This window comes from Jiangella aurantiaca, from assembly GCF_004349105.1.
Lineage (GTDB): Bacteria > Actinomycetota > Actinomycetes > Jiangellales > Jiangellaceae > Jiangella > Jiangella aurantiaca.
The window spans coordinates 1-11,568 of the sequence record NZ_SMLB01000056.1 but is presented as its reverse complement, the minus strand read 5'-3'; the positions used below and the strand labels follow the sequence as shown (position 1 = coordinate 11,568).

15 protein-coding genes are annotated in these 11,568 nt (G+C 73.5%); 3 read left to right on the top strand and 12 right to left on the bottom strand.

The annotated features are described in order from the left end of the window. Nucleotides 1-13: 13 nt before the first annotated feature. A complete protein-coding gene (locus tag E1262_RS26125) occupies nt 14-991 on the top strand; it encodes a phosphotransferase (protein ID WP_203454464.1) in 978 nt (325 codons plus the stop codon). Nucleotides 992-1,003: 12 nt separating this feature from the next. Here E1262_RS26125 and E1262_RS26120 read toward each other — a convergent pair whose 3' ends face one another. The 5 genes from E1262_RS26120 to E1262_RS26100 all read right to left on the bottom strand — a co-directional run bounded on the left by E1262_RS26120 (nt 1,004) and on the right by E1262_RS26100 (nt 6,721). After that, on the bottom strand, nt 1,004-1,570 hold the full coding sequence (locus E1262_RS26120; protein WP_132107170.1) for a Uma2 family endonuclease: 567 nt from the start codon (nt 1,568-1,570) through the stop codon (nt 1,004-1,006). A gap of 92 nt (nt 1,571-1,662) precedes the next feature. Beyond that, on the bottom strand, nt 1,663-2,484 hold the full coding sequence (locus E1262_RS26115) for an SDR family NAD(P)-dependent oxidoreductase (RefSeq protein ID WP_132107168.1): 822 nt from the start codon (nt 2,482-2,484) through the stop codon (nt 1,663-1,665). Further along, nucleotides 2,481-4,973, bottom strand: a complete 2,493-nt coding sequence (gene pheT / locus E1262_RS26110) for a phenylalanine--tRNA ligase subunit beta (RefSeq protein ID WP_132107166.1) — start codon at nt 4,971-4,973, stop codon at nt 2,481-2,483. Before pheT ends, E1262_RS26115 begins: the two co-directional genes overlap by 4 nt. Continuing rightward, the gene (pheS, locus tag E1262_RS26105; RefSeq protein WP_132107164.1) at nt 4,973-6,091 is read right to left on the bottom strand and encodes a phenylalanine--tRNA ligase subunit alpha; all 1,119 of its coding nucleotides are present in this window, start codon (nt 6,089-6,091) and stop codon (nt 4,973-4,975) included. The genes pheT and pheS overlap by 1 nt, the downstream gene beginning before the upstream one ends. Before the next feature lie 102 nt (nt 6,092-6,193). Next, nucleotides 6,194-6,721, bottom strand: a complete 528-nt coding sequence (locus E1262_RS26100) for a PPOX class F420-dependent oxidoreductase (protein WP_132107162.1) — start codon at nt 6,719-6,721, stop codon at nt 6,194-6,196. A 35-nt stretch (nt 6,722-6,756) separates the two neighbouring features. Here E1262_RS26100 and E1262_RS26095 point away from each other — a divergent pair, with 35 nt between their 5' ends. Beyond that, nucleotides 6,757-7,599, top strand: coding sequence for a TIGR03619 family F420-dependent LLM class oxidoreductase (locus E1262_RS26095; RefSeq protein ID WP_132107160.1), 843 nt, complete (start codon nt 6,757-6,759; stop codon nt 7,597-7,599). 67 nt (nt 7,600-7,666) lie between these two features. Here E1262_RS26095 and vapC read toward each other — a convergent pair whose 3' ends face one another. From vapC to infC, 6 genes are all read right to left on the bottom strand, one after another. Further along, nucleotides 7,667-8,065 (bottom strand): type II toxin-antitoxin system VapC family toxin, encoded by a 399-nt coding sequence (gene vapC, locus E1262_RS26090; protein WP_132107158.1) that lies wholly within the window; start codon nt 8,063-8,065, stop codon nt 7,667-7,669. Continuing rightward, entirely contained in the window at nt 8,062-8,274 is a 213-nt protein-coding gene (locus E1262_RS26085; protein ID WP_132107156.1) for a type II toxin-antitoxin system VapB family antitoxin, read from the bottom strand. The genes vapC and E1262_RS26085 overlap by 4 nt, the downstream gene beginning before the upstream one ends. Nucleotides 8,275-8,310: 36 nt before the next feature. Further along, nucleotides 8,311-9,120 carry a TrmH family RNA methyltransferase gene (locus E1262_RS26080; protein WP_132107154.1) on the bottom strand — a complete coding sequence of 270 codons (810 nt, stop codon included), beginning with the start codon at nt 9,118-9,120 and terminating at the stop codon, nt 8,311-8,313. Between the two features lie 133 nt (nt 9,121-9,253). Continuing rightward, nucleotides 9,254-9,643 carry a 50S ribosomal protein L20 gene (gene rplT, locus E1262_RS26075; RefSeq protein WP_132107152.1) on the bottom strand — a complete coding sequence of 130 codons (390 nt, stop codon included), beginning with the start codon at nt 9,641-9,643 and terminating at the stop codon, nt 9,254-9,256. Between the two features lie 58 nt (nt 9,644-9,701). Beyond that, nucleotides 9,702-9,896, bottom strand: a complete 195-nt coding sequence (rpmI, locus tag E1262_RS26070) for a 50S ribosomal protein L35 (protein WP_131986157.1) — start codon at nt 9,894-9,896, stop codon at nt 9,702-9,704. Nucleotides 9,897-9,915: 19 nt separating this feature from the next. Beyond that, nucleotides 9,916-10,635, bottom strand: coding sequence for a translation initiation factor IF-3 (gene infC, locus E1262_RS31550; protein WP_338033383.1), 720 nt, complete (start codon nt 10,633-10,635; stop codon nt 9,916-9,918). Between the two features lie 226 nt (nt 10,636-10,861). Between infC and E1262_RS26060 the strand changes: the two genes are divergently transcribed. Continuing rightward, entirely contained in the window at nt 10,862-11,209 is a 348-nt protein-coding gene (locus E1262_RS26060) for a DUF1844 domain-containing protein (RefSeq protein ID WP_132107148.1), read from the top strand. A gap of 117 nt (nt 11,210-11,326) precedes the next feature. Here the strand turns inward: E1262_RS26060 and E1262_RS30590 are convergent. After that, the coding region (locus tag E1262_RS30590; protein ID WP_162606088.1) for a hypothetical protein at nt 11,327-11,568 on the bottom strand (242 nt) is incomplete at its 5' end.

The following is an 11,568-nucleotide window of genomic DNA, read 5'->3' as shown; positions in this document are numbered from 1 at the left end:
CACGCTAAATCGCGTGCGCCCGATCGCGGCGGTCGGCGAGCATGGCGGGATGCCGCCCGTCACCGCCTCCGGAGTCCGCGCTACCTGGGAGTCGCTGCCCGCCGCCGTGCGGGCCGGCGTCGAGGACGTGCTCAGCTCGCCGATCGTCGCCGCCGTCAACCAGTCCGGCGGGTTCTCCCCCGGCCTGGCCGCGCGGGTGCGCTGCGCCGACGGCGGCCGGGCGTTCGTCAAGGCGGTCGGCACGCCGCTCAACCCGGAGTCGCCGGGCATCCACCGGCGCGAGGCGGTAGTGGCGGCGGCGCTGCCGGCCGGCGTGCCGGTCCCGCGGCTGCGTGGATGCTACGACGACGGCGACTGGGTCGCGCTGGTCTTCGACGAGGTCGACGGCCGGATGCCACACGACCCGTGGCGGCCGGACGAGCTGCGCCTGGTGGCCGCCGCGGTGACGGAGCTGTCGCGGTCGCTGACGCCGTGCCCGGTGCCGTCACCGCGGCCGGCGCTCGACGCGCTGCGCGAGCAGATGCTCTGCTACCGGACGCTCGCCGCCGACCCGCCGGCCGATCTCGACCCCTGGGAGCGCCGGCACCTCGACCGGCTGGCCGACCTGGCCGCGTCTGCGCTCGATGTCGTCGACGGCGACACGCTGGTCCACTTCGACCTGCGGGCGGACAACGTGCTGCTCGACGGGTCGCGCGTGTGGTTCGTGGACTGGCCGTGGGCGTTCCGCGGGGCGGCGTGGATCGACTCCGTCATGCTGGTGAAGAACGCCGTGTTCCACGGGCGCGACCCGGAGCCCTACCTCGACGGTCACCCGCTGCTGGCCGGCGTGGACCCGTGGTACGTGACGGCGTTCCTGGCCGGGATGGCCGGGTTCTTCCGCGAGTACGGCCGCCGGCCGGCGCCGCCCGGCCTGCCGACGCTGCGGGCGTTCCAGCTGGCCCAGCACGCGACGACCCTCGCATGGGTCCGCCGCCGCACCGGCTGGGCCTGACGGCGCGCCGACTCAGCGGGGCGCGACCAGGTCGGCCGGGACGATGCGGACGGGGTACGGCAGAGTGAGCTCGAGTGCCTCGTCGCCAGTGGCCCGGCCGGCCTCGGCGTAGACGCCCTCGCGCAGCTCCCAGGCGGTGATCGACGGCTCGTCGGGGTCGACCACCCAGTAGGACGGCGTGCCGGCGGCCTCGTAGCGGGATCGCTTGAGCAACAGGTCGTAGCGACGCGTCGACGGCGACAGCACTTCGACCGCCAGCAGCGGCGCCTTCGGCAGATCACGCTCGGTGAAGTCCTCGAACCGGGCGACGAGCACGTCCGGCTCGAGCACGGTGTCGTCGCTCAGCGCCACGTCGAGGGGCGCGGGAAGGACCTCCAGACCGGTCGGACAGGCACGGTCGAGCATCAGGAGCAGACGTGTCACGGCGACCTGGTGCATCGGAGCCGGTGCCGGCGTCACGAGGAGCACCCCGTCGAGAAGTTCGTGCCGGCGCCCGTCATCGGGCATCGCGTCCAGCTCGGCCCGGGTGATGGGCCCGGGGTTGAGCGGCGGCAGCTCGTCGCTGCGCGGAACGGTCATGACCACCATGCTGCCTCCAGTTCGTCACGACCGCCAATGTTGCCGCGCGGAGGCGGCGGCCGCGAATCGCTGTCCACAGGGCTGTGGATAACTCACCGGAGCGGGTCGTCGGGGCCGTAGGGAACCAGCCGGACCACCCGTGCGTCGCCGTCGAGGATCCGCTCGCGCGCCGCCAGCAGCGACTCGACGGTGTCGGCGGCAGCGCGGAAGAACCGGCCCGACAACTCGTCGAGCACGCCGTCGTTGATGGCCGACACCAGCTCGACGACCGCGTCAGGCGACGTCCACTCCGTGCGCCCCTCGAACATCGGCAGCGGCTCCGACATCGCGGTGCGGACGTTGCCGGGCGCCACCTCGAAGGCCCGCACTCCCTGAGCGCCGTACTGAACGGCGAGGCTGGCGTTGAACCGCGCCAGCGCGCCCTTGCTGACCCCGTACGCGGTGTACGCGTCCAGGGCGCGGTACGCCATGCCGCTGTTGATGCCGACGATGCGGCCGCCGCCACCGGCCAGCATGACCGGCAGCGCGGCGCGGGTGACGAGCATCGGGCCGCGCAGGTTCACCTCGAGGACCCGCCAGCTGTCCTCGACGTCGGTGTCGAGGAACCGCCGCTCGACCGGCTCGATGGCGCCGGCGTTGTTGACCAGCAGGTCGATCCGGTCGAGGCTGCCGGCGACCGCCTCCACCGCCTCGACGACCTCGGCGCGATCCGCGACGTCCGCCGTCACACCCACGGCGGCGACGCCGCGCCGGCGGCACTCCTCGACGACGGGGTCGAGCGTCTCCCGCCGGCGCGCGACCAGCCCCACCGCGACGCCGCGGTCGGCGAGGCCGAGTGCCAGCGCCCGGCCGATGCCGCGGCTGGCGCCCGTGATCAGGGCGGTCCGCCCCGCCGGTACCGCGGCGGCCGTCATGCGCCGCGCAGGACCGCGCCGGTCCGCTCGGCGGCCGCGGCCACGGCGGCGTCGCGGGCGGCGGTGGTCTCCTCGACGGTGAGCGTGCGGTCGGGCGCGCGGAAGCGCAGCGCGTAGGCCAGCGACTTCTTCCCCTCGCCGAGCTGCGGGCCGGTGAACACGTCGAACAGCCGCACCGACTCCAGCAGCGCGCCCGCGCCGGAACGCAGCGCGTCCTCGACGTCGGCGGCCGGCACCGAGAGGTCGACGACCAGCGCGACGTCCTGCGTCGCGACCGGGAACGTCGAGACCGACGGGGCACGCACCGGCTCGTCGCTCACGCCGCCGGGGAAGAACCGGTCCAGCTCCAGCTCCATCGCACTCGTCCGCGACGGCAGCCCCAGCGCCGCGACGACCCGCGGGTGCAGCTCGCCGGCATGTCCGACCAGGGTGTCGCCGACGTACAGCGCGGCACAGCGACCGGGGTGCCAGGGCGCGTGCTCGTCGTTCACGACACGCAGTGCCACACCGGCGGCCCGGGCGACGACCCGCGCGGCCTCGACGGCGTCGGCCCAGGTCGCCGGGCGAGCCGGGCCCCACCAGCCGGCCGGTTCGCGGTCGCCGGCCAGCGCGACGGCGACGCGGCGCGGCTGCGCCGGCACGGCGGCGAGCAGCGCGGCCAGCTCGTCGTCGGTGGGCCGGCGGTCGACCGGCAGCCGCGGCGGGACAGGCAGCGGCCCCGGCTCCGGCCGGTACACCAGCCCGGCCTCGTAGACGGCGACGTCAGTGGCGCCGCGGCCGACGTTGCGGCGCAGCGTCGCCAGCAGGCCGGGCAGCAGTGTCGTGCGCAGCAGCGGCTGCTCCTCGGAGATCGGGTTGGCCAGCCGCAGCGCGACCCGCCGCGCGTCGTCGGCCGGGATGCCGAGCGCGTCGAAGTCGGCCTCGCCCACGAACGGATACGACGGCGCCTCGACGAAACCCGCCGCGGCGACGGCGCGCTCGACCCGCCGGCGCAGCCGCTGCGCGGGCGTGATGCCGCGCCCGGCCGGGGCGACCGGCAGCACCGACGGCACCGCGTCGTACCCATGCAGCCGGGCGACCTCCTCGACCAGGTCGTACGGGTCGGTGAGGTCGGAACGCCAGGTGGGCGGCTGGACGGAGATGCGGTCGGCACCCACCGGCGAGACCTGCGCGCCCACGGCCGTGAGCAGCGACGTCACCTCGTCGGCCGGGTAGTCCACGCCCACGACCCGGGCCGGCAGGCCGACCGGGATCTCGATGACCTCGGGCGCCGGGACCGACCCGGCCACCGTCAGGCCCGGCTCCTGCGTCGCGCCACCGAGCTCGACCAGCAGGTCGACCACCCGCTGCGCCGCCACCGCGGGCAGCGCGGGGTCGACGCCGCGCTCGAACCGCTTGGACGCCTCGCTGGGCACCTTGTGCCGGCGCGCCGTACGGGCGATGCCGGTGGGCTCGAAGTGCGCCGCCTCGACCACGATCGCCGTCGTGGCGTCGCTGAGCTCCGTCGAACCGCCACCCATGACGCCGGCCAGGCCGATGGGCCCGGAGTCGTCGGTGATCAGCAGGTCGTCGGTGTCCAGCTCCCGGGCCACGCCGTCCAGCGTCGTGATCTTCTCCCCCGCCACGGCCCGGCGGACGACGATGGGCCCGCGCAGCGCGTCGCGGTCGTAGCCGTGGATCGGCTGGCCCAGCTCGAGCATGACGTAGTTGGTGATGTCGACGGCCAGCGAGATGGGCCGCATGCCGGCCAGCTGGACCCGCCGCTGCAGCCAGCGCGGGCTCGGCGCGGACGGGTCGAAGCCGGTCACCGTGCGGGCGGCGAACACCGGGCAGCGCTGCGCGTCCTCGACCTGCACCGGGTAGCCGTCGTCACCGGCCATGTCGAGCCCCGGCCGGACACCGGGGTCGCTGTACGGCACACCGAATGCGGTCGCCGCCTCGCGGGCGACGCCGCGGACGGACAGGCAGTAGCCGCGGTCGGGTGTGACGGCGATGTCGAGGACGTCGTCGCGCAGCCGCAGCAGCTCGATCGCGTCGTCGCCGGGCGCCGCCTCGTCCGGCTGCAGCACGATGATGCCGGCGTGGTCGTCACCCAGCCCCAGCTCGCGCGCGGAGCAGATCATGCCGTCGGACACGTGCCCGTACGTCTTGCGCGCGGAGATCGCGAACCCGCCGGGCAGCACGGCCCCGGGCAGCGACACGACGACGAGGTCGCCGGCGGCGAAGTTGTGCGCGCCGCAGACGATGCCGCGTGGCTCCGCCTCGCCGACGTCGACCGAGCACCAGCGGATGGTCTTGCCGTTCTTCTGCGGCTCGTCGGTGAACTCCAGCACCCGGCCGACGACCAGCGGGCCGGCGAGCTCTGCGCCCGCCTCGTGGACGGTCTCGACCTCGAGGCCGGCCCGGATCAGCCGGGTCGCGACGTCGCGCGGGCTGACGTCGCCGGGCAGCGCCGCGTACTCGCGCAGCCAGCTCAGGGGGACGCGCATCAGATCTCCATCCCGAAGGCCGTGGCGAACCGGACGTCGCCCTCGACCATGTCGTGCATGTCCTCGACGCCGTGCCGGAACATCAGCGTGCGCTCCAGGCCCATGCCGAACGCGAAGCCGGTGTACCGCTCCGGGTCGATGCCGCAGGCGATCAGCACCCGCGGGTTGACCATGCCGCAGCCGCCCCACTCGATCCAGCCCTCGGACCCGCAGGTGCGACAAGGGTTGTCGGGGTCGCCGACGGACGCGCCGCGGCAGACGAAGCACTGCAGGTCCATCTCGGCGCTGGGCTCGGTGAACGGGAAGTACGACGGGCGCAGCCGGGTGGTGAGGCCGGCGCCGAACATGGAGGACGCGAAGTGGTCGAGGGTGCCCTTGAGGTGCGCCATCGTCAGGCCCTCGTCGACCGCCAGCCCCTCGACCTGGCTGAACACCGGCGTGTGGGTGGCGTCGAGCTCGTCGGTGCGGAATGTCCGGCCGGGACAGATGACGTAGATGGGCGGCTTCCGGGTGAGCATGCTGCGCGCCTGCACCGGCGACGTGTGCGTGCGCAGCACCAGCCCGGAGTCCCCGGAACCTCCAGCCTCGACCCAGAACGTATCTTGCATGGTGCGGGCCGGGTGGTCCGGGCCGATGTTGAGCGCGTCGAAGTTCAGCCACTCGGCCTCGACCTCGGGGCCCTCGGCGACCTCCCAGCCCATCGCGACGAAGACGTCGGCGACCCGCTCCTGGATGGTGGTCAGCGGGTGCCGGGCGCCCTGCGGCGCGCGGTCCCACGGCAGCGTGACGTCGACGGCCTCCTCGACCAGCACCCGCTCGTCGCGCTCGGCCTCGAGGACGGCCTGGCGCTCGGCGAGCGCTGCGGCGACGTCGCGGCGGGCGGTGCCGACGCGCTGGCCGGCCTCCTTGCGCGCCGCCGGCGGCAGCGCGCCGATCTCGCGGTTGGCCAGCGCCAGCGGCGACCGGTCGCCGGTGTGCGCGAGCCGGGCCTCCTTGAGCGCGTCGAGGTCGCCGGCCGCGGCGAACGCGGCGAGGGCGTCGGACACCATCGCCGCGACCTGATCGGGGTCGAGCGGGGTCACCTGGACTGGGTCGTAGTCGCTGTTGGGCGCGGACATCTTCCTCGTCTACTCACGCGTGGTCACAACCCCGCGAGTCTACGACCCACGGGGCGCTGATCGGGTACCGCGGGTTCGAGCTGACGGCGGCGACCTCGGACATCAGTGCCCGTGACCGTGACCGTGGCCGTCGTCGTGGCCGTGACCGTGGTCGTGGCCCTGATCCTCGTCGGGGAAGAGCCGGGCCGGAAACCCGCCGGTCGCGATGGGGCCCCAGCGCTGCGGCGTGATGCGCAGCAGCGACTTGCCCTGCCGGTGCATGGCCTCGCGGTAGCCGTCCCAGTCCTCGTGCTCGCCGGCGACGTTGCGGTAGTACTCGACCAACGGCTCGATGGAGTCGGGCAGGTCGATGATCTCGGCCGGCCCGTCCACTTGCACCCAGGCGCCGTTGAAGTCGTCGGAGAGCACGACGATGCTGGCGTGCGGGCGGTGCCGGACGTTGTTGGCCTTCGCGCGGTCGGGGTACGTCGAGACGACGATGCGGCCGGAGTCGTCGACGCCGCAGGTGACCGGCGAGGCCTGCGGGCCGCCGTCGGCGCGGGTGGTGATGACGATGCCGTGGTGGCGCGGCCGGACGAAGTCGAGCAGCCCGGCGAGATCCACGGTGGTGTTCGTGGCGATGTTCGGCATGAGGCCACCTTAAGAGGACTGCGTAGTGTCGACGCATGCTCACCCTGCCCGACACCGAACTGCGGGTCGTCCTGCCCAACGAGTCGCCCGAGATGGAACCCGGCCGCCTGACCGACCTCGCCGTCCTCGCCGAGCGGCTCGGCTACCGCGCCGTCCTGCTGCCCGACCACCTGTTGCCGCCGGAGCCGTACGGCCCGACGTACGGCGGCGTCTACGAGCCGCTGACCACGCTGGCGTACCTCGCGGCCGCGACGGAGCGGATCCAGCTGGGCATGTCTGTGCTGGTGCTGCCGCTGCGCGAGCCGTTCCTCGTCGCCAAGCAGGCCGCGACGGTGCACCGGTTGTCCGGCGGGCGGCTGGTGCTCACCGCCGGCGCCGGATGGGAGCGTAACGAGTTCGACGCCGTCGGCGCCGACTACGCCGGCCGCGGCGCCTACGTCGAGGACGCGCTGCGGCTGCTGCGGGCGCTGTTCTCCGGGGCCACCTCATACGACGGCCCCCGGTTCGGCTTCCAGCGCGGGGTGTTCGAGCCGCTGCCGCTGACGCCGTTGCCGATCGCGGTGGGCGGCACCACCGACGCCGCGCTGCGCCGGGCGGCCGCGCTGGCCGACGAGTGGCACGCCTTCGCGCTCGACGCCGACGGGTTCGCGTCGCGGCTGGCCCGGTTGCGGACGCTGCGCGAGGACGGGCCGCTGGCCGGGCAGCCGCTGCGCGCGGGCACGCGCATCGAGTGGCCCGGCGGGCGGGCCGAGCTGGCCGCCGCCGTGGAGTCCGTGCACGGGCTCGCCGCGGCCGCCGCTGACTCCGTCGCCGTCTGGTTCGGTGACCACGAGGGCTTCGGCGAGCGGATGGCGGAGTTCGCCGCCGCGTTCAGGTGACGACGCGGCTCGACGGGCGGCGCGGTGGTGATGTCCGGCTTGCTGCCGCCCTACGCGGGCACCCCGATCACACCGGGTGCCCGCGCAGCGGCAGGCAGTCGGCGATGGCGTCGTAGTCGGCGTCCTTGTGCAGCAGCGCGACGTCGTGCCGCAGGGCGACGGCCGCTATCAGGCAGTCGACGAGGCTGCGCACGGTCCGGCCCTGACGGCGCACGGCGAGGTAGACGGCCGATGCCTGCCTGAAGTCCAGCACCGGATCGACGCTCAACAGCGGCAGCCCGTTCGTGAGCCTCTCCAGCGCATCGGCACGCGTCGGCGTGTCGGCACCGGCGAGCAACTCCATGATCACCGGCTCCGTGATCCCCACCTCGGCCCCTCGCCTGATCAGAGCCGTCAGCTCCCTGGCCACCGGCGTATCGGCCGCACGGAGGTAGTCGATCCAGGCCGACGTGTCGACGAGGATCATCCGGCCGCGGCGGAGTCGGCCGACCGCAGTTCGTCAAGGTCCGCACCCCAGCCGACGCCGCGCAGCCCGAGAAGGAAGTCCTTCGTCAACGGCACGCCGACGAGCCGGCGCAGAGCGAGATCGACCGCCTCACGTTTGGTCGAGACTCCGTATCGCCGCATGACCTCGTCGACGAGCTGGTCGTCGAGATCGATGTTGGTGCGCGTCATACACCAAGGATACACCTCGCGGTCAGCGGTCAGCGGTCAGCGGGCGGCGCGGCGGCGGGCCCGGGCCGAGCCGTACAGGCAGACGGCGGCCGCGGTGGCGAGGTTGAGGCTCTCGGCGCGGCCGTAGATCGGGACCCGGACGACGTGGTCGGCCAGCGCGCCGACCTCGGCCGGCAGTCCCCACGCCTCGTTGCCGAACAGCCACGCGACCGGGCCGGCCAGCAGGCCGTCGTCCTCGGCCCGGTCGAGATCGAGGTCGCCGGCGCCGTCGGCGGCCAGCACCGTCAGCCCGCGCTCCCGCAACGCGGCCACCGCGTCCGCAGTCGGGACACCGGACACGACCGGCAGGTGGAAGACGCTGCCGGCCGACGCCCGCACGGCCTTGCCACCTTGCGGATCGGCCGACCCGTGGGTGAGCACGACGGCGTCCGCGCCGGCCGCGTCGGCGCAGCGGATGACCGTGCCGGCGTTGCCCGGGTCGCGGGCCTCGGCGAGGACGGCGACCAGCCGCGGCTCGCCGGCCAGGGCGGCCGTGAGCTCCACCGTCAGCGACCGGCACACCGCTACCAGGCCCTGGGGTGTCACCGTCTCCGACAGCGCGGCGAGGGCGGCGTCGGCGGCGATGGATACCGGCACGCCGGCGTCCTCGGCGGCCGCCACGATGGGTGCCCACCGCGCCGCCGCCGTCGTCGTCGCGAACAGCTCGACCACCCGGCCGGCCCCGGCGGCGACCGCCTCGCGGACCGCCTGCGGGCCCTCGGCGAGGAACAGCCCCGCCTTCTCGCGGGCGCCACGGCGCAGCAGCTTGTGCGCCTCACGCACCCGCCCGGACCGTTCGGTCAGCATCGGGTCTCCAGGATTTTCCGGTGATCATGATCCCTGGCGGTCACCCTGCGACCGCCAGAGGACATCATCACCGGACACACGAAGACCGGGCCTGCCGACGCAGGCCCGGTCTCGACGGACGAACAGACGCCGCTCAGGCCGCCGGAGCCGCCGGCGCGTTGCGATCGGCCGGCAGCGCCGCGCGCGCGACCTCGACCAGGGCCTTGAACGCGCCCGGGTCGTTCACCGCGAGGTCGGCCAGCATCTTGCGGTCGACCTCGACCTCGGCCAGCCGCAGCCCCTGGATGAAGCGGTTGTACGTCAGGCCCTCGGCCCGGGAGGCCGCGTTGATCCGGGTGATCCAGAGCTGCCGGAAGTCGCCCTTGCGCTGCTTACGGTCGCGGTAGGCGTAAACGAGCGAGTGTGTGACCTGCTCCTTCGCCTTCCGGTACATCCGGGAGCGCTGACCCCGGTAGCCGCTGGCCCGCTCGAGGGTCTCACGGCGCTTCTTGTGGGCGTTGGCCGCCCGCTTCACGCGTGCCACTGGTACTCCTTGCTGGATTCGGCCGATCGGGCCGAAGGGTGAACTGGACGGTCGCCGCTTACTTGCCGAGCAGCTTCTTGATGCGGCTCTGGTCCGGCTTGGCCACCTCGGTGGTGCCGGCGAGCTTCCGCGTCAGCGTGGACGGCTTGTGCTCCAGGTAGTGGCGGCGGTTCGCCTTCTGGCGCAGCACCTTCCCGCTCCCGGTGATCCGGAACCGCTTGCTCGTGCCGCTGTGCGTCTTGTTCTTCGGCATGGCGCCGTCTGTCTCCTCGTCAGTCTTCGTTGTCGGGGGTCGGCCGGTCGACCTCGCCCCGCTGAGCCTTCTCGGCCTCGGCCGCCTTCCGGCTCGCCGTCCGCTCGGCCCGCTCGGCCTCTTCGTCGGCGCGGCGCTGCTGCTGCCGCTCGACCTTCGCCGCCTCGCGCTCGGCCTTGGCGTCGGCCTTCTTGCGGTGCGGCCCCAACACCATGATCATGTTGCGGCCGTCCTGCTTCGGCGACGACTCGACGAAGCCAAGCTCGTTGACGTCCTCGGCCAGCCGCTGCAGCAGCCGGAAGCCGAGCTCCGGCCGCGACTGCTCACGGCCGCGGAACATGATGGTGACCTTGACCTTGTCACCCTCGGCCAGGAAGCGCTCGACAGCCCGCTTCTTGGTCTCGTAGTCGTGCTTGTCGATCTTGGGTCGGAGCTTCTGCTCCTTGATCAGGACGTGCGACTGGTTCCGGCGAGCCGCGCGCTCCTTCATGGCGGACTCGTACTTGAACTTGCCGTAGTCCATGAGCTTGGCCACCGGCGGCCGGGCGCCGGGAGCGACCTCGACCAGGTCGAGATCGGCCTCCGCCGCAAGCCGGAGCGCGTCCTCGATACGGACGATGCCGACCTGCTCACCGTTGGGGCCGACGAGCCGGACCTCCGAAACGCGGATCCGGTCGTTGATGCGGGGCTCTGCGCTGATGCCTTCCTCCTGAAATCGACGGGGTGGTGCCTCGACCACGCCGCGGAAATGCCAAAAGGCCTCCGCGAACGTGCACGCAGAGGCCAACCCATCGGTGCCGCGCCGCATTCCTGCGTCGCGACCACTCAGACGCCCGGGTGGACGCCTTGACCAGGGAACCCGACGATCTGTGCGATCGTTGCGGGTGGGAGAGGTCTCCGCTTGCTGGCCGCCTCACCCGAGGGCTCGGATCAGGCGGTCCGGTCGGTGTGAGAGCCTAGCATGAATGAGCACGCCGGATCACATCGCGGCCCAGGCCGGTCGCGACATCGCCGAGGTCCCCGCCGTCGAGGTCATCTCCACCGCGGCCGTCCACCTCATGAGCGCCGCCGCCGTCCACCTCGGACTGGCCGAGGACCTGCCGGAACATCGCGATCTGGACGAGGCGCGGTCGTTGATCGAGGCGTTGGCGGGACTTATCACCGCGGCCGCGCCGTCGCTGGGGACGCACCATGCGGGGCCGTTGCGGGACGGGTTGAAGACCCTCCAGTTGGCCTTCCGGGAGGCGTCCACGATTCCCGATGCGGTGGGCCAGGGCCCCGGCGAGAAGTACACCGGGCCGGTCTACTCCTAGTCGGCAGTGGGCCGGGCACATCACCAGGATTACGGGAGCCTCAACACGATTGCAGGCGTGTTGAGGCTCGGGTGATCCTGGTGACGGCTCCCGGATCCCCGGCACCGGGCCGGGGCGTCAGCCGATGAGGGCGCGACGGACGCGGCGGCGAACGCCTCGCCAGACGCGGCCGCCGGTGCGGCGGACGCGGGCCGCTCCCCCGCCCCGACCTTCCGAGCGGGCAGCAGCGGCGGCGGCCCTGACCGTGGGCTCGGCCTCCTCGACGCCGGGCCAGGGGCCGAGCGGGCGCCAGCCGGCGGCCAGCGACCGAAGGCCGGGAGCGTCGACGGCGAACATGATGGGGCCGGCGAGGTCGATGA

What these genes read in the sequence shown, in the direction of transcription:
- E1262_RS26115 (WP_132107168.1), bottom strand. Translation starts at nt 2,484, where the DNA reads ATGACGGCCGCCGCGGTACCGGCGGGGCGGACCGCCCTGATCACGGGC.
- pheT (WP_132107166.1), bottom strand. Translation starts at nt 4,973, where the DNA reads ATGCGCGTCCCCCTGAGCTGGCTGCGCGAGTACGCGGCGCTGCCCGGC.
- E1262_RS26080 (WP_132107154.1), bottom strand. Translation starts at nt 9,120, where the DNA reads ATGCTGACCGAACGGTCCGGGCGGGTGCGTGAGGCGCACAAGCTGCTG.
- E1262_RS26100 (WP_132107162.1), bottom strand. Translation starts at nt 6,721, where the DNA reads ATGCCGAACATCGCCACGAACACCACCGTGGATCTCGCCGGGCTGCTC.
- E1262_RS26095 (WP_132107160.1), top strand. Translation starts at nt 6,757, where the DNA reads ATGCTCACCCTGCCCGACACCGAACTGCGGGTCGTCCTGCCCAACGAG.
- E1262_RS26120 (WP_132107170.1), bottom strand. Translation starts at nt 1,570, where the DNA reads ATGACCGTTCCGCGCAGCGACGAGCTGCCGCCGCTCAACCCCGGGCCC.
- vapC (WP_132107158.1), bottom strand. Translation starts at nt 8,065, where the DNA reads ATGATCCTCGTCGACACGTCGGCCTGGATCGACTACCTCCGTGCGGCC.
- E1262_RS26060 (WP_132107148.1), top strand. Translation starts at nt 10,862, where the DNA reads ATGAGCACGCCGGATCACATCGCGGCCCAGGCCGGTCGCGACATCGCC.
- rpmI (WP_131986157.1), bottom strand. Translation starts at nt 9,896, where the DNA reads ATGCCGAAGAACAAGACGCACAGCGGCACGAGCAAGCGGTTCCGGATC.
- E1262_RS26085 (WP_132107156.1), bottom strand. Translation starts at nt 8,274, where the DNA reads ATGACGCGCACCAACATCGATCTCGACGACCAGCTCGTCGACGAGGTC.
- pheS (WP_132107164.1), bottom strand. Translation starts at nt 6,091, where the DNA reads ATGTCCGCGCCCAACAGCGACTACGACCCAGTCCAGGTGACCCCGCTC.